The organism is Roseovarius marisflavi (assembly GCF_900142625.1).
GTDB classification, from domain to species: Bacteria; Pseudomonadota; Alphaproteobacteria; order Rhodobacterales; family Rhodobacteraceae; genus Roseovarius; species Roseovarius marisflavi.
Map to the genome: position 1 here is coordinate 184,941 of NZ_FRBN01000004.1, position 16,171 is coordinate 201,111.

A 16,171-nucleotide genomic window follows, 5' to 3' on the forward strand; every position below is an offset into this window, starting at 1 on the left:
AGTGGTGGTGTTAAGAGAGCGATTGATTATGTTGCCTGCACGGGTGCGGGCCCGTCGCAGCGTGGGTCGGTTCTGGGTCAAGGTGGTGTGACGGTTATACCTGCCGATCAGGGCCAGGAAATTTCCCTAAATCTCAGACAGACCGACATTCAGGGCTATTCCCGTGATGGTGGTGATCTTGTGATCACGCTGTCGGATGGCCGGATGATCGTGCTGGACAATTATTACGGTGATGCAGGTGCTGCGCAAAGCCGCCTGTTTATCAGTGCTGATGGTTATTTGAACGAGGTCAGCCTGATTGAGGGCACCGAAGGCACGGTTTACGCGCAATATGGTCCGACCGAACAGTGGGGCAAGTGGAGCCCGACCGAAGATCTTATCTTCCTGAGTGGCAATGAGATCACCACGCCGGTTGGTGGCGATGATGAGGTCTCGATGCTCGGGGCCGGTATTCTGGCGGGCGGAAGCCTGTTGGGTCTTGGCGGGGCCGGGGCGGCTGGTCTTGCGGCGGCGGCCGTGATCGGTGCCGGAACTGGTGGCGGTGGCAGCGGTGGCGCCGCAACCCGCATTCCGCCTTCGGTCAATGAAGATGGCACAATTACCATTGGTGGCGATGACGCGGAGGACCCGACGATCACCATCACCGGCGGCGGCGAGCCCGGCTCGGATGTCGGGGTCACCATCGGCGATCAGACCGTCGATACCGTGGTTGATGAAAATGGCGAATGGGACGTCGCGTTCGAGGGTGATACCTTCCCCGAAGACGGCGAACATGTCGCCGTCGTCGTCGTGACAGAGCCCGATGGTGCCGAGACCACGCTGGATGGCCTGCCGATCATGATCGACACCACCCCGCCCGAGGTTTCGGTCGAAGAGGGCACCGTGGCCACGGATCACGTGGTCAACGCCGAAGATTATGACGACGGCGTCGATATCGCCGGTCAGGGCGTGCCGGGCGCGTCGATCACGGTTGTGGTCGATGGTCTGGAACAGAGCACAGTCATCGGCGAAGACGGTCAGTGGAAGGTCACCTTTGATCCTGCCGATCTGGCCGGGGGCGAGCGTGAGGCCGAGGTGACCATCACCGCAACCGACAGCTTTGGCAACTCGACCACGGTCACGGATGCCCTTTCGATTGATACGGTGCCGCATCCGATTGCCATCAATGGCGCAGCGATTGGCGGCGATGGTGTGTTGAACTTTGCCGAGCTGGATGCCGGGTATCAGGTCTCGGGCACATCGACGGCCGGGGCGACCGTGCGCGTCACGCTTGAGGGGATCGAGCAGGACGTGATCGTTGGCGAAAACGGCACATGGACCGCGCAATTCGAATCTCAAAGCATCGCTGGCGGCACGCGCGAAGCGACCGTCACCGCAAGCACGTTTGATGCGGCGGGCAACCCGAGCCAGACAACCGGCACCTTCCATATCGACACCGAGGTGCGCGACTTTGCCATGTCGGGCAATGCCGGTGGCGACGATTCCGTGATCAACGCGGTCGAACAGAATGGCGGCTTTACCATGAGCGGTCAGGTCGAGCCGGACTCGAGCGTGGTGGTGACCTTCCGCGGGGCTGAGGTCGATGCGGTTGTCGACGCAAACGGAAGCTGGACGGCGTACTTTACCGGCGCGCAAATTCCGGCGGGCACCTATAGTGCCGATGTCGTCGCGATTGCGACCGATGCGGCCAACAACACCTCTGAGGAGCTTCGCCAGACGATCACGGTTGATACCGAAGCGGGCAGCCTGACGCTGAACGCGGCCAGCATTGGCGGCAATGGCGTGATCAACGGCGACGAGGCGAACGCGGGCGTTCTCGTGACCGGCACCGCCGATCCGGGTGCGCGGGTGATCGTCACGCTGGACGGTGTCGAACATACCGCCATGGCCAACAACAGCGGTCAGTGGCAGAGCCTTTACAGAAGCCAGGAAATCACCCGCGGCACCCATGACCCGCTGGTCACGGCCTATACCGAGGATGCCGCCGGTAATCCGGCCGAGGTCGAGGCGACGGTGCGTGTGGATACGCAGGTTGACAACCTCAACCTCAACGATCTCAATCTGGCGATCACCGCCGATGGGCGCGATGTGATCAACAACGACGTGGCCACTGGCGGCTTTAGCGTCACCGGCACGATCGAACCCGGCTCGCAGGTCACTGTGACCGTCGACGGGGTCGAACATGACGCGACCGTGGATAGTGCCGACAACTGGGTTGCCGTCTTTGGCGCCAACGAGATTGTCTCGGGCCAGCGTTTCGCCAACCTGCGCGTCGACGTGATCGACCCGGCGGGCAACGAGGCCTTCCTGACCGATACGGTTCAGACCGACACCTTTGTCGACGAGCTGTCGCTTCAGGGGCCGATCACCGCGGATAATGTCGTCAACATCGCCGAGGCGCAGGGCGGGCTCCAGCTCTCGGGTCGTGTCGAGGCGGGATCGAGCGCAACCATCGACGTCTTTGGCCGCACCTATGACGCGGCGGTGGACGGCGCGGGCAACTGGACGCTGACCATTCCGCAAGGCGATATCCCGCTGGAAGAAGGCAGCACGCAAATGGTGATCAACGCCACCGATTAGGCGGGCAACACCGGCCAGATATTTGAGACGCTGAACTATGACATGGTGGCCCCCGATACCCCCGGTATCGTCGGTTATTTCCGTCAGGGCGACGGCTATCGCAATGCCACCGTGGAAACCAACGAAGACGATATCAGCATTCATCAGGTTGATGCAGGCGGCAATGTTCAGCAGTTGTCGCTTGGCGAACAGCCCAATGCCTTTACCGGTGAGACGGATTACTTCTTTCTCGACACGGCCGGAGGTAGCAAGCCGGTTCCCGATGGCTCGCAACTTGTGGTGACCGCGACAGATCCCGGCGGCAACACCGCCAGCACCTATGTGGTGCTGGATGAAACCAGCACCTCGGTTGTCAATATCGCCAACCCGAACCTGGCCGCGTTTGATATTGAAACCATCGACCTGCGCTTTGGCGATCAGTCCCAGCTTACGCTGAGCGAAGCGCAGGTTCTGGCGCTGTCGGGCAACAGCGATACGGTTCTGGTGCAGGGCGGCGGCGATGATCACCTGACCATTGCGGGCGCGCAATCGGCGGGGAGCACCCAGATCGACGGCCAGACCTATGACATCTACACCCTTGGCAATGATGCCACGCTGGTGGTGGATGACGAGATCCGGATCGTTACCTGAATCAAGGCCGGGGCGCGCGAGATATCTGTTTGCGCGCCCCCAAAAGATGAACCCGATAAGAGGGCAGACCATGGGGCAGGGGCAAAGATCAGCACGTTGGCTGGCGGCAGGCACCGCCTGTTTCTTTCTGGCAGGATGCCTGTCAGGGACAGGCGACGAAGAAAGCGTATCGCGCTTCAACCTGAATGCAGGCGCGCGCCCCGATCAGGTGGCGCGGCAAAAGGAATCCGCCAATTCCCCGATCATCGCCGCCCTTCAGGACCGGCGCAGCGTTCTGCCCTCGAGCGGCAGCTTTGATCAGGTCGCAGGCGCGGTGCTCGGGGCCTACAGCCGCAGCGCCGAGGCCGACCTGCTGAGCGCGCGGTTGCGGGCCGAGGCGGCGTCGAAGAACTGGTTGCCGCGCATTGGCCCGAACATCCGCCTCACCAGCCTGAGTGATATTGTCTCGCAACTCATCGTCGAGCAGGTGCTGTTTGACAACGGCCGCAAAAAGGCCGAGCGCGGCTTTGCCAAGGCCGATGTCGAAGTGGCCGCCGTCACGCTGGCCGATGACGTCAACGGGCGTGTTCTGAGCGGTCTGTCGCTCTATCTTGATGCGGCCGAGGCGCGTGAACGCGTCGCGCTTGAGACCCGCATCCTCGCCGATATGAGCCGGTTTGAATATATCATGTCCGAGCGCGTCAAAGGCGGCGTGTCGGATATGTCCGACCTCAATGTCCTTGGTCAGAAGCTGGCCGAGATCCGCGCCACGCTGGCAAGCCAGACCGAGGCCGAAACCACCGCGCTTGCAGAGTTGAACGCGATGTCGGCGCGCCCGCTGAACGGCGTCACCGGCCTGAGCGAAGTGCCGGTCCATATCGACGACGCAGAGCCGCTTGACGTGCTCAAGGCCGAGGCCGAGAAAGAGCGCGATATCGCGGGCGCCGTAATGGCGCGCGCCGGTCTGCTGCCGGGTCTGACGGCGGGCGGCACGCTTGGCGATGGCGGTAGCGGCATCGGCCTTAACCTGCGCTCGGAACAGCTTTTGGGTCTTGGCACCGGGGCGCAGATGCGTGCGATCGAGGCCGAGAAAGAGGCCGCGAGCCGCCGTGTCACACAGGCCGAAGAAGACAGCAACCGCATCCTGCAACGGCTTGAGGCGCGGCTTGCCGCCCTCTCGTGTCAGGGTGGCGAGGCAAGCGCCCTCAGCCGCGCCGCCAAGGCCAATCTTGAACTTTTTCAGGAACAGTATGACGCGGGGCAACGTCAGGTCATGGATGTGGCCGACGTCTATGAAACCTTCGCAGACCGCCAGACCCGCGCCGTCAGCCTGAAATACGAACTGGCCCTTGCGCGGCTGGAAATTTCCCGTGACCTCGGCCTTTTGGCGGACTGGAGCCGGATTTGAGCAAAGCGCCAATCGCTCTGACCATCACCAGCGGCACCAAAGGCGCGGCCCTGCGCCGGGCGGCCACTGAGGGGGCGGGCGAGGCGACGGTGGCCTCGCGCTTTGGCGCGCGAGCCGAGGCGCGTGCCAAGCTTGGCGCAAGTTACGGCGCGCTTCTTGGCGTCGAGGTCATGGCGCGCGATATTCTTGAGGCGATGATCGCCAGCGATGCCAATGGCCCGGCCAATGACTCGCCGCAACCCCAGGCCCTGGCCGATGGGCTAGAGGCGGTGGGGCTTGTCTCGCGGGTTGAAACCGTGGCCCATCCGCATCCCGACCGCTGGCCCGCGCTCGCGCAGATGACCAGCGGGCAATTCGTGCTTGTGCTTGGCCAAGAGCGCGGCACGCTGGTGATTTACGACACCACCTGCACCGACAATCGCACCGAGGTGCCGGTCGATGAGTTCGAGTCGTTTTTCACCGGCATGATCGTGCGCGCCGAGGCGCCTGCGCAAACGCTAAGCCGCGCGCATGACCTTCCGACCGCCAAGGCGCATTGGTTCTGGTCGCAATTTGCCGGGTTTCAGCGCCACATCGCCGAAGTCACGCTTGGCTCATTCGTTGTCAATATTCTGGCGGTCGCGGTCGCCTTGTTCGCGCTTCAGGTCTATGACCGGGTGATCCCGCATCAATCCGAGGCCACGCTCTGGGTGCTGGCCGCCGGTGCCGGCCTTGCGCTGGTGATGGAAGCCGGCCTCAAGATCGCGCGGGCGCGGCTTATGGATGGCGCCGGGCGCCAGATCGAGCTTAACGTGCAGAAAATCCTGATGGATCGCCTGCTTGGCATGCGATCCGAACTGGCCAGCAAGAGCCCCTCGAACCTCTTTAGTGCGATGCGCGAATTTGGCTCGGTGCGCGAATTTTTCACCGCCTCAACGATTGGCACGCTGACTGATTTACCGTTCATCGTGGTGTTTCTGGCGCTCGTCGCGTCGATTGCGGGCAATGTGGTGTGGATTTTGATCGCGGGCGGCATCATCATGGTGGTGCCGGGGTTCTTGTTGCAAAAGCGGATGATGCGCCTCACCCAGGACATGCAGGGCGCCGGCGCGCGCAGTGCGCGGCTTTTGTACGAGGCGATCTTTGAGCTTGATACCCTCAAGACTCAGCGCGCCGAGGATCGGTTTCGCCGCCTCTGGGGTGATCTGACCGCGCTTCAGGCGCTCAAATCAAGCGAACAGCGCCGCCTTGATTCGGCGCTGACCTTTTGGGCGCAGGGCGTGCAGCAGGCCACATATATCGGGGCGGTGATCCTTGGCACCTATCTTGTGTTTGCCGGGGAATTCACCGTTGGCTCGATCAATGCGGTCGGCATCCTGACCAGCCGCACCCTTGGCCCGCTGACCCAGTTGAGCGGCACTCTGGCCCGCTGGGGCAACGTCAAATCGGCCCTCAACGGGCTTGATACGATCGCGCTTGCCAGGCAGGACGAGGAAGAAAACCGCAGCTATCTGCGCCGCGAACAGATCGAGGGCGGGTTCGAGCTTCGCGAGGTGCAGTTCACCTATGACGAGGGCGCGGCGCCGGTTTTGGATATCGGGGGCCTTGCCATTCAGCCGGGGCAGGCGGTGGCGGTGCTTGGCACCAACGGCTCGGGCAAATCGACCTTCCTCAAGTTGCTGTCGGGGCTTTATGCGCCAAGCAAGGGCCGGGTTCTTCTGGATGGCACCGATATGGGCCAGATCGCGCCGCGCGATTTGCGCCGTCTGATCGGCTATCTGGGCCTAGACGTGCGCCTGTTCACCGGAAGCCTGCGCGAGAACCTGAACCTGACGCTGCTGGAACGCGATGACGGCCGTTTGATGCAGGCGCTTGATTTTGCCGGGCTGGGGCCGTTCGTGAAAAGCCACCCCAAGGGGCTTGATCTTGAAATTCTCGACGGCGGTCACGGGTTGAGCCAGGGCCAGCGGCAAAGCATCGGCTGGGCGCGGCTCTGGCTTCAGGACCCGAAGATCTGTCTTCTGGATGAACCCACCGCGGCGCTTGATCAGACGCTTGAACGCACCCTCGTGAGCCGCCTTGAAACATGGCTCAAGGGGCGCACGGCGATCATCGCGACGCATCGCATGCCGATCCTGTCGCTGACCAGCCGCACCCTGATCCTTCAGGCCGGGCGCATGGCCGTGGACGGGCCGCGCGATCAGGTGCTTGCGCATCTGGCGCAGGCCGGACCCACCGCGCAGGGAGGTGCCTGAGATGAGCAGCCTGGACAGCCCCCGCACCACCGCCGGTATTCTGGCCGAACTTAATGACCGCCTGCGCGGCCCGAGCCTTACGGTCTGGCTCTGTGCGCTGACGGTCTGGGCGTTTATCCTCTGGGCGGCCTTTGCCTGGATCGACGAGATCGTGCGCGCGCAGGGCGAGTTTATTTCGACCTCGCGCCCACAGATCATCCAGAACCTCGAAGGCGGTATCCTGGCCGAGCTTTTGGTGCAGGAAGGCGATGTGGTGGCGCGCGGCGATATCCTTGCGCGCCTTCACGACACCCAGTTTGAAAGCGCGGTTGTCGATCTGAGCGATCAGATTGCCGCGCTTGAAGTGCGCCGCCTGCGGCTTGAGGCCGAGCTTGCCGGGCAGTTCGATTTTACCGTTCCCGGTCACCTTGGCGCGCGCGCGGCGGATATGATCGCCTCGGAGCGCGCGCTATTGAAGGCCCGGCAGGAGGATTTCGTCAAACGCAGCGAGGGGGCGAAAAGCGTTCTCAAGCAATCGTCCGAGGAAAAGCGCCTGTTGGAGAACCTGCTTGAGCGCAAGATCGTGGCCCTGATCGAAGTGACCCGCGCGCGCAAGGGCCATGCCGATGCCCAAAAGCGTTATGACGAGATTGTCACCCAGGCCGAGCTTGAGCGCGCCGAGGCCTATTCCGAGACGCTCAAGGAACTGGCGACGCTGAGGCAGGGCCTTAAGTCCAGTCAGGACCAGCTCAACCGCACCGTACTTCGCAGCCCGCTGCGTGGGATCGTGAATAACCTCAAGGTGACCACGATTGGCGGTGTGGTGCGGCCGGGCGAGCAAATCCTCGAAGTCATTCCGCTGGATGAAGAAATGTTTGTCGAGGCCCGCGTCGAGCCGCGCAACATCGCCAATATCCGGCGCGGACAAGAGGCCACGATCAAGCTGACGGCCTATGATTACACGATCTATGGCACCCTCAAGGGGCAGGTGAATTTCATCTCTGCCGATACGTTCAAGGATGAGCGCGCCCGTGATCCGGATGGCGATCCGCATTACAAGGTGACGCTGCGGGTCGATATGAGCGCGCTGACGCCCCGGCAGGCGGGCATCGAGATCCGCCCCGGCATGCAGGCCGAGGTCGAGTTGCACACTGGTGAAAAGACGGTGCTGCAGTATCTCTTGAAGCCACTCTGCAAATCGCAACAGGCGCTGCGCGAACCCTAGGGGTTTGAGCCGAAGGAGCGCCTGCGGCGCGCTCTTTTTTGGTAAAGGATGAGGGGCGCTGCCCCTCAAACTCCCCGGGATATTTTGTGGCAAGAAGAAGGGTGCCGTGTCGATTTAGATCGCAACCGGGCCGGCGTTGATGAAGCTGGCTTTCATGTCCGCGCCGAACTGGCCGGTTTGGGTGGCGAAGCCCTTGGCGGCGATCGGAGCTGCGAAGTCCTCATAGCGGTGGCGTTCGTCATCGCAGGCGGCGCTTGAAAACCCGGCGCGGGTGCCGCGCCTGGCATCGGCGGCCCGGGTGAACCGGATTAACACCAGAGCCGAACCGCCTGATGCCATCGCGCCATGAGCGCCCGGATAGCTTGCGGGTCAGGGCGGGGCGGGCGCGGCGGTTTGATGTGCCGCGCCCGGATGTGGTTAGGGGTGGCTCAGGCCAGATCGAAGCGATCGGCGTTCATCACCTTGGTCCATGCGGCGACGAAATCGCGCACCAGCTTTTCCTTGTTGTCGTCCTGGGCATAGACCTCTGCATAGGCCCGCAGGATCGAGTTTGAGCCGAACACCAGATCGGCGCGGGTGGCGGTCCACTTGACCTTGCCCGTGGCGCGGTCACGCACCTCGTAGATGCCGTTGTCAACCGGGTTCCACGTGTTCGCCATGTCGGTGAGGTTCACGAAGAAATCGTTGGTCAACGCGCCCTCATTGTCGGTGAACACGCCATGCTTGGTGCCGCCATGGTTGGTGCCGAGCATCCGCATTCCGCCAACAAGAACCGTCATTTCATGCGCGCTGAGGCCCATCAACTGGCTCCGGTCGAGAAGCATTTCCTCGGCGGTGACGACATAGTCGGCCTTCATCCAGTTGCGAAAGCCATCAGCCAGCGGTTCCAGAACGTCAAAGCTGTCGGCGTCGGTCATCTCGGCACTGGCATCGCCACGGCCCGGCGCGAAGGGCACCTCTATGTCAAAGCCAGCCGCCTTGGCAGCCTGTTCAACACCCAGATTGCCGGCCAGAACGATCACATCCGCCAGGCTGGCGCCGGTCTCGCTGGCGATGCCTTCGAGTGTGGCCAAAACAGCGGCCAGACGCTTGGGCTCGTTGCCTTCCCAGTCCTTTTGCGGGGCAAGGCGAATGCGCGCGCCATTGGCACCGCCGCGCATGTCCGAGCCGCGGAAGGTGCGCGCACTGTCCCAAGCGGTGGCAACCATGTCGCCAAGCGAGAGGCCGCTAGCGGCGATCTTGGCCTTGACGGCCGCGACGTCATAGCCGGTGCTGCCCGCCGGGATCGGGTCTTGCCAGACCAGGTCTTCCTGCGGGACATCGGGGCCGAAGTAGTTCGACTTGGGGCCAAGGTCACGATGGGTCAGCTTGAACCAAGCGCGTGCAAAGCAATCGTCGAAATAAGCCTGATCGGCCATGAACTTTTCGCAGATCGCGCGATAGGTCGGGTCCATTTTCATCGCCATGTCGGCATCGGTCATCATCGGCATGACGCGCTTGGACGGGTCGGTTGAATCGACCGGCATGTCCTCTTCCTTGATGCCGATAGGCTGCCATTGCTGTGCGCCGGCGGGTGATTTGGTCAACTCCCAGTCATAGCCGAACAGCAGCTTGAAATAGCCCATGTCCCACTTGGTCGGGTTGGTCGTCCACGCGCCCTCGATGCCCGAGGTCACCGCGTTGGTGGCCTTGCCGTCAAGGTTCGGGTTAACCCAGCCAAAGCCCTGGTTCTCGATCTCTGCGGCCTCGGGTTCGGCGCCGAGAGCATCGGCATCGCCATTGCCATGCGCCTTGCCGACGGTGTGGCCGCCACAGGTCAGGGCGGCGGTTTCTTCGTCGTTCATCGCCATGCGGGCAAAGGTCTCGCGGACCTGACCGGCGGTCTTGAGCGGATCAGGCTGACCGTTGACGCCCTCGGGGTTCACATAGATCAGACCCATCTGCACCGCGGCCAGCGGGTTTTCCATCGTGGCCGGGTTCTCGACGCTCTCATAGCGGCTGTCGGAGGGGGCGAGCCATTCCTTTTCCGCGCCCCAATAGGTGTCTTTCTCGGGGTGCCAGATGTCTTCGCGGCCAAAGGAGAAACCAAAGGTTTTCAGGCCCATGGATTCATAGGCCATGGTGCCCGCAAGCAGGATAAGATCGGCCCAGCTTATATTGTTGCCGTATTTCTTCTTGAGCGGCCAGAGAAGGCGGCGGGCCTTGTCGAGGTTGCCGTTGTCGGGCCAGCTGTTGAGCGGGGCAAAGCGGATGTTGCCATGGCCACCGCCACCGCGACCATCGGCAAGACGGTAAGAGCCGGCAGAATGCCACGCCATACGGATCATCAAACCGCCGTAATGGCCCCAATCGGCCGGCCACCAGTCCTGGCTGTCGGTCATAAGCGCGGTCAGGTCCTTTTTCAGGGCCTCGACGTCGAGCTTCTTGAGCTCTTCGCGATAGTTGAAATCAGCGCCCATCGGATTGGTCTTGGTGTCATGCTGGTGCAGGATCTCAAGGTTGAGGGACTTGGGCCACCATTCCATGTTCGAGGCTCCGGTGGCGGTATTGCCGCCATGCATGACCGGGCATTTCCCCATATCGTTTCCGTCCATCTGTCTCTCCGATTCTGGCTTGGTTAACTGAATGTGTGTTTGATAAAGGGGCTTGTTTACAAGCGATTAGCATGATGCCCACCTGTCCTATTCGCCATAAGGCCGGACAGGCGGACCCTCTCCCCCCGATCAAGTCTGCGCGATACATATCAAATTCAAACCATAGGTTTAAGTTGCATTTTGTAATCGCAACGATAGGTTTTGATTATTGATTGCAGGGCGAGGATCAGAGCCTGTCGAGCAGGGCGCGCGTCGGCCATGCGTCGGCTGGCAGGCCAAGCCGCGCCTGCACATCGCGCACCGCCGCGCGGGTGCCCGCGCCAAGGATGCCGTCGATCTTGCCCACGTCATAACCGCGCTTGGCAAGCTTGCTCTGTAGCGCCTTCATCTGATCGCCCGAAAGCCCCGGATCGGGGTTGCCCGGATCAAAAACCGGCGCACCGGCAAGGCGGTTGGCGAAATAGGCGGCGGTAAGAACATAGGTAAAGCTTTGGTTCCACTCAAAATAAACGTCGAAGTTGGGATAGGCCAGAAAGGCCGGTCCGCCTTTGCCTTGCGGCAGGATCACGCGGGCAGGCAGGCCAGTATTGATCTTGCCGTGGCGCGGTGTAACGCCCATGCGCGCCCATTCGGCCGCGGGTTTGACCGTCTCAAGCCCGCTGAGCGACCAATCAAACCCGGCGGGCAGGGCGACCTCTTGCAACCACGGCTCATTCTTGCGCCAGCCAAGCCCGCTTAGCATCTTGGCCCCGGACAAAAGCGCATCGGCGGGCGAGGATTTTAGCCGCACATGGCCATCGCCATCGCCATCGACGCCGTTTTCAAGAATATCGCGCGGCAGCATCTGCACCATGCCGATTTCCCCGGCCCAGGCCCCGGTGGTGGTGGCCGGGTCGAAATCGCCATGTTCGTAAAGCTCAAGCGCCGCGAAAATCTGTGGCCGGAACAGTTCCGGGCGGCGGCAATCATGCGCCAGGGTGACAAGCGCGTTGAGCGTGTTGAAATCGCCCTGAAACGCGCCGTAGTCGGTCTCGAACGCCCAGAATGCCAGCAAGACACCGGCGTCGATGCCATAGCTGCGCGCAATCTGGTCAAAGCTTGCCTTGTGGCGTTTGGCCATGGCGCGGCCCTTGTTCAGACGGTCATTGCTGATCAGGCGGCGGGCGAACTCGGTAAAGGGAAGCTGAAACACGCCCTGACGGCGATCGGCCTGTAACACCTTTTGGTCCTGACGCGCGCTGGCGAAAAAGCGCGTTACCGTGGCCGGATCATGACCCTTGGCAAACGCCTCTTGGCGCAGGCCCTTAACGAAGGATTGAAAGCTGCCGCCGCAGTCCGCGCTTGCCCATGTTGTGCTTGCCAGCCAGAGCGCCAGTGCCGTCGTGATCCCTCGCATGTGCCGTGCCTTTCTGTTGGTTGCGTCAGTGAAACACAAACGACAGCAGGATTGCCAGCCCCAAGGCTCCCGCCCAGACCCGCCAAAGCGCGCGACAGGTGGCGTCGATCTCGGGCGCGCCGATGTCTTTGCGCCCGGTCTCGTTAACATAAGGAAAATCGGTCAGCACGCCATGATAGGTGCGCGGCCCCGACAGGGCGACACCAAGCGCGCGCGCCATTGCCGCCTCGGGCCAGCCGGCATTGGGCGAGCGGTGGCGCGGGGCCTCGGCCCTGATCGCGGGCCAGTCGGACCAGATCGCATGGGTCACCACGATCAGCAGCGCCGTCAGCCGTGCCGGGATCAGATTGAGAAGATCATCAAACCGCGCCGCCGCCCAACCGAATTCAAGGTATTTCTCAGTGCGATATCCGATCATGCTGTCGGCGGTATTGGTGATTTTATAGAGCAGCAGCCCCGGCAGGCCGCCGATCAGAAACCAGAAGGCCGGGGCGATGACCCCGTCGCTCAGGTTTTCGGCGGCGGATTCGATGGCGCCACGTGCCACGTCGGAGGGCTGCATCGCGGCGGTATCGCGCCCGACGATTTGCGCCACCGCCAGACGTGCATCGCCAAGCGACAGGCGCAGCGCGTTGCCGACTGCGGCGACGTGATCAACCAGCGAGCGCTGTGCCAAAAGCATCGCCACGACCAGGATTTCGACCAGCGGCCCAAACTCTTCCAGCAGCCCGCCAAGTGCCATCGCGCAGAGGCCGAGCAGCATCATCGTGATGATCCCGCGCCCGCGCCGCGCCGTGCCCCGGTTGAGCCGCTTGTCGCACCAGCCAACCGCGCGCCCCATCAGCACGGCGGGATGCGGTACCCGATCCCAGAGCCAGCGCGGCTCGCCCAAAGCCGCATCAAGCAGCATGGCAAAAATCAGCGTCACAGAACGCGCTCAAGCTGCGCCCAGCCTTCGGGCGTCGGCAGGCCAAGGCGGATCAGATCATCGGCATAAGGAAAGACGCGCCCCAGGATGCGGTGAGCGGCAAGACGATCCTGCCAGTCGCTGGCGGTCTCCACCCGGTAGAGCCGGAACAGCGATGTGCCGCCTGCCGCTTCGGCGCCCGCGCGCAGCATCAGCGCATCAATCCGCGCGGCGTCGGTTGAAAGGCGGTCACGGGTTGCCTCTGCCCAGGTCTGATCGCCAAGCGCGCGCGCGCCGATGGCAAGGGCCGGGCCGGAAACCGGCCAGGGGCCAAGCATCTCTTGTAGTTGCCCAATTAGCGGCTCGGGGCCGATGGCAAAGCCAAGCCGCAGCCCCGCCAGCCCCCAGAATTTTCCAAAGCTTTTCAAAACGATATGACCGGGCCGCGTGGCATGGGCCACAAGCGAGCGCTCTGGGGCGATATCGCAAAAGCTCTCATCAATCACGGTGAGCGGCGCGCCAAGATCGTCAGCCCCGTAAAAATGCCCCGTGGGATTGTTGGGATGGACGATCACGCGCGCGTCAGGGCGCACGGGCGCGGTGGCCGTGACGCTCCAGCCGTGGGCGGCAAAGCCTGCGGCGTGCTCATTATAGGTTGGCGCCGGGATGTGGACCGTTCCCGGTTGTGCCAGTCCGGGTAGCCGCGCGATCAGGCTCGACGCGCCGGGCGCGGCGAGAATCGCGGCGCCTTCGGGCACCTGCCAAAAGGCGCGGGCGGCGCGGATCAGGGCGTCTTGAGCGGCGCGATCCGGCAGGGCGGTCCATGCCTCCTGTTCAAGAGCGTCGACCGGATAGGGCAGAGGGTTGATCCCCGTCGAGAGATCAAGCCAATCGGCGCGCTGGCCGCCGTGGCGGGCGATGGCCGCGTCAAGCCCGCCGCCGTGATCGCGCAGCATCGCGGTTACTCCTCTGCCGTGTCGGGCAGGGGCGGGTGACGGGTGATGAAATGCCCTTTCACGCCCTGTGGCCATTGTTTGTAGGGCACCTGGCCGTTGGTGCTTTGGGCATGCAGGGCGGCGTAGTCGACGATGGCCTCCGCAGCCTCGGGGGTGGGGTCGAATTTGCCGAGGGTATAGGCAAGCTTGTCGGCACCCTGAACCGCGACGTTGCAGCCATGAGAACAGCCCATCAGGCAGGACACGCGCCGCGTCCTGACGCCTTCACGGGCCATGGCGGCTGCTTCAATCAGGTCGGCCATGTCCTGACCATGGGGGCGGGAATGTGTGGTCTCGTCCCAGTCGGGTGTTTTGCAGGTGTCGCAAATGGTGATCCAGCTTGTCATCGGGGGCTCGCTTGTTGTTTGGTGTGGTTCAAGCGGAAATCCGCACAATCTGCAAGGGTTGGCTATGCGAAACCAGCGCGATCAGGAAAGCATTAACACTTTGTTAAGGTTTGAGGGCAAAGACATTGGGTAGACAGCGCGTGGCAGGGGCCAGAGGCGCCAGGCCGCATGAGGGTATATGAAAGTTCTGATCGTTGAAAGCTCGCCTGATCTGGGCCGTCTGTGGCAGAACCACATGCAGCGGCTTGGCATGGAGGTTTGTCTTTCGAGTGATCAGAGCAGCGCAGTGAACGCGCTTAATACCCAGGCCTTCGATGTGATTATTCTGGATCTCGTGCTTGAGCGCGGCAGCGCTTTGGCGGTCGCCGATCTTGCCTGTTACCGTTATCCAGACTCACAGGTGATTTTCGTCACGAATACCGGTTTTTTCTCGGATGGGTCGATCTTTGAGCTTAGCGTGAATGCGCGTGCCTTGTTGCAATCGGATACCCCGCCGGAAGATCTGGCGGCGATGGTGGAGCATTACGGGCGTACCGCCTGAGCGCTGACCAAGGTGTTAAGAATTGAGCGCGCAAGGCGCGCAAATCCATTTTTGGTTGGGGGCTCTGCCCCGTCGCCCCAAGGGGCGACTCCCCGGGATATTTACGGCAAGAAGAAACGTGTTTCAGTCTAAGCGGGTAACGATCTTCGAACTGCGTTCCAGCGTGCGGTGCACCGGGCATTTATCGGCAATTTCCAGCAGTTTCTCGCGCTGGGTTGCGTCGAGATCGCCGCTTAGCCGGATCACCCGGGTGAAGGTGTCGGCCTGTGCGCCACTGCCGCTGCGGGCGTCTTGTGCGTGTACCTTGTCGTGGGAGACATCAACGGCGACATGGGCCAGCGGCCAGCCTTTGCGCCGGGCGTACATGCGGATGGTCATGGAGGTACAAGCCCCGAGACCGGCGGCCAGAAAGCCATAGGGCGACATGCCCCGGTCGGTGCCGCCGTACGCCTCTGGCTCGTCGGCAAGCATGTGGTGGTCGGGGCCGGAATTGATGTCTTGCAGGAATCCCTTTGGATCGGCTTCGCTTATGCGGACGATGCCTTCGGGGGCGCCCGGCGGAGGCGCAGGAGGCGACAGATCAAGATAGTGCATGGCCCAGGCCGCAATTACCTGTGCGGCATATTCGGCATCGCTTGGATTGGTGATCAGGTGGTCGGCATTGTCCAATGTGACAAAGCTTTTGGGATGTTTGGCGGTCTTGAAGATTTCGGCGGCATTTTCGATGCCGACGATCTGGTCGCGTGGCGCGTGCAGCACCAGCAGGGCACGGCCAAGATGCGCAATATCCTTTTCCAGGTTCTCGGCCTTTACGTCATCGACAAAGCCCTTGCCGATGCGAATGTTGCGCCCGCCGAGGCTGACCTCGGCGACGCCTTCGGCCTCGATTTTCTCGAGCGCGTTGCCAAAGTTGTGGGTGACGTGATCGGGATCAAACGGGGCGCCGATGGTGACCACGGCACGTGCGCTTTCAATTCGGTGGGCGGCGGCCAGAACGGCGGCACCGCCCAGGCTGTGGCCGATCAGAAGCCCCGGCGCCATGCCGCGTTCAGAAAGCGCCCGCGCGGCCAGCTCAAGATCGTCGACATTGGAGGAAAACGAGGTGTTCTCGAACTCGCCCTCTGAATGGCCCAGCCCGGTGAAATCAAACCGCAGCACGGCAATGCCGGCCCCGGCCAGCCGCGCCGCGATCCGGCGCGCAGCAGGAATGTCCTTGGAGCAGGTGAAGCAATGCGCAAACAGCGCCGTCGCAAGATGCGGACCCTCGGGCAGGTCAAGCCGGGCGACAAGCTCGTGGCCGGCATGGCCAGTGAAAGTCAGGCGTTCGGTGGGCATGAAATATCCTTTGATCAACGT

At 62.5% G+C, this 16,171-nt stretch carries 13 protein-coding genes; 6 read left to right on the top strand and 7 right to left on the bottom strand.

What is annotated here, in order from left to right; genetic code table 11:
• Nucleotides 1–87 precede the first annotated feature (87 nt).
• The 5 genes from BUB78_RS06175 to BUB78_RS06190 are packed head-to-tail and all read left to right on the top strand — an operon-like array spanning nt 88 to nt 8,035.
• The gene (locus BUB78_RS06175; RefSeq protein WP_245813376.1) at nt 88–2,580 is read left to right on the top strand and encodes a BapA/Bap/LapF family prefix-like domain-containing protein; all 2,493 of its coding nucleotides are present in this window, start codon (nt 88–90) and stop codon (nt 2,578–2,580) included.
• Between the two features lie 42 nt (nt 2,581–2,622).
• Nucleotides 2,623–3,210, top strand: coding sequence for a hypothetical protein (locus tag BUB78_RS21115; RefSeq protein WP_245813377.1), 588 nt, complete (start codon nt 2,623–2,625; stop codon nt 3,208–3,210).
• A gap of 46 nt (nt 3,211–3,256) precedes the next feature.
• A complete protein-coding gene (locus BUB78_RS06180) occupies nt 3,257–4,597 on the top strand; it encodes a TolC family protein (RefSeq protein ID WP_245813379.1) in 1,341 nt (446 codons plus the stop codon).
• The gene (locus BUB78_RS06185) at nt 4,594–6,831 is read left to right on the top strand and encodes an ATP-binding cassette domain-containing protein (protein WP_073196126.1); all 2,238 of its coding nucleotides are present in this window, start codon (nt 4,594–4,596) and stop codon (nt 6,829–6,831) included. The genes BUB78_RS06180 and BUB78_RS06185 overlap by 4 nt, the downstream gene beginning before the upstream one ends.
• 1 nt (nt 6,832) lies before the next feature.
• Nucleotides 6,833–8,035, top strand: a complete 1,203-nt coding sequence (locus tag BUB78_RS06190; protein WP_073196129.1) for an HlyD family type I secretion periplasmic adaptor subunit — start codon at nt 6,833–6,835, stop codon at nt 8,033–8,035.
• A 114-nt stretch (nt 8,036–8,149) separates the two neighbouring features.
• Here the strand turns inward: BUB78_RS06190 and BUB78_RS06195 are convergent, their stop codons facing one another.
• The 6 genes from BUB78_RS06195 to BUB78_RS06220 all read right to left on the bottom strand — a co-directional run bounded on the left by BUB78_RS06195 (nt 8,150) and on the right by BUB78_RS06220 (nt 14,274).
• On the bottom strand, nt 8,150–8,374 hold the full coding sequence (locus tag BUB78_RS06195; RefSeq protein WP_073196131.1) for a D-aminoacyl-tRNA deacylase: 225 nt from the start codon (nt 8,372–8,374) through the stop codon (nt 8,150–8,152).
• Nucleotides 8,375–8,463: 89 nt separating this feature from the next.
• The gene (katG, locus tag BUB78_RS06200) at nt 8,464–10,629 is read right to left on the bottom strand and encodes a catalase/peroxidase HPI (protein WP_073196133.1); all 2,166 of its coding nucleotides are present in this window, start codon (nt 10,627–10,629) and stop codon (nt 8,464–8,466) included.
• Nucleotides 10,630–10,855: 226 nt separating this feature from the next.
• Nucleotides 10,856–12,025 carry a lytic murein transglycosylase gene (locus tag BUB78_RS06205; RefSeq protein ID WP_073196136.1) on the bottom strand — a complete coding sequence of 390 codons (1,170 nt, stop codon included), beginning with the start codon at nt 12,023–12,025 and terminating at the stop codon, nt 10,856–10,858.
• 25 nt (nt 12,026–12,050) lie between these two features.
• Nucleotides 12,051–12,953, bottom strand: a complete 903-nt coding sequence (gene cbiB, locus BUB78_RS06210) for an adenosylcobinamide-phosphate synthase CbiB (RefSeq protein WP_073196138.1) — start codon at nt 12,951–12,953, stop codon at nt 12,051–12,053.
• Nucleotides 12,950–13,888, bottom strand: a complete 939-nt coding sequence (locus BUB78_RS06215) for a threonine-phosphate decarboxylase (protein ID WP_073196140.1) — start codon at nt 13,886–13,888, stop codon at nt 12,950–12,952. Before BUB78_RS06215 ends, cbiB begins: the two co-directional genes overlap by 4 nt.
• A gap of 5 nt (nt 13,889–13,893) precedes the next feature.
• Nucleotides 13,894–14,274: a DUF1636 family protein gene (locus BUB78_RS06220; protein WP_073196142.1), complete on the bottom strand. Its 381-nt coding sequence runs from the start codon at nt 14,272–14,274 to the stop codon at nt 13,894–13,896.
• Nucleotides 14,275–14,452: 178 nt separating this feature from the next.
• On the opposite strand from BUB78_RS06220, the gene BUB78_RS06225 reads away from it, so the two are divergent.
• The gene (locus tag BUB78_RS06225) at nt 14,453–14,815 is read left to right on the top strand and encodes a response regulator (RefSeq protein WP_073196144.1); all 363 of its coding nucleotides are present in this window, start codon (nt 14,453–14,455) and stop codon (nt 14,813–14,815) included.
• A 123-nt stretch (nt 14,816–14,938) separates the two neighbouring features.
• On the opposite strand, the gene BUB78_RS06230 is transcribed toward BUB78_RS06225, so the two are convergent.
• Nucleotides 14,939–16,150 carry a bifunctional alpha/beta hydrolase/OsmC family protein gene (locus BUB78_RS06230; protein ID WP_073196246.1) on the bottom strand — a complete coding sequence of 404 codons (1,212 nt, stop codon included), beginning with the start codon at nt 16,148–16,150 and terminating at the stop codon, nt 14,939–14,941.
• Nucleotides 16,151–16,171: the final 21 nt, after the last annotated feature.

Coding starts and splice junctions, on each gene's coding strand:
- BUB78_RS06205 (WP_073196136.1), bottom strand. CDS start 12,025: ATGCGAGGGATCACGACGGCACTGGCGCTCTGGCTGGCAAGCACAACA.
- BUB78_RS06215 (WP_073196140.1), bottom strand. CDS start 13,888: ATGCTGCGCGATCACGGCGGCGGGCTTGACGCGGCCATCGCCCGCCAC.
- BUB78_RS06180 (WP_245813379.1), top strand. CDS start 3,257: ATGAACCCGATAAGAGGGCAGACCATGGGGCAGGGGCAAAGATCAGCA.
- BUB78_RS06220 (WP_073196142.1), bottom strand. CDS start 14,274: ATGACAAGCTGGATCACCATTTGCGACACCTGCAAAACACCCGACTGG.
- BUB78_RS06225 (WP_073196144.1), top strand. CDS start 14,453: ATGAAAGTTCTGATCGTTGAAAGCTCGCCTGATCTGGGCCGTCTGTGG.
- BUB78_RS06190 (WP_073196129.1), top strand. CDS start 6,833: ATGAGCAGCCTGGACAGCCCCCGCACCACCGCCGGTATTCTGGCCGAA.
- BUB78_RS06195 (WP_073196131.1), bottom strand. CDS start 8,374: ATGGCATCAGGCGGTTCGGCTCTGGTGTTAATCCGGTTCACCCGGGCC.
- katG (WP_073196133.1), bottom strand. CDS start 10,629: ATGGACGGAAACGATATGGGGAAATGCCCGGTCATGCATGGCGGCAAT.
- BUB78_RS06230 (WP_073196246.1), bottom strand. CDS start 16,150: ATGCCCACCGAACGCCTGACTTTCACTGGCCATGCCGGCCACGAGCTT.
- BUB78_RS21115 (WP_245813377.1), top strand. CDS start 2,623: ATGGTGGCCCCCGATACCCCCGGTATCGTCGGTTATTTCCGTCAGGGC.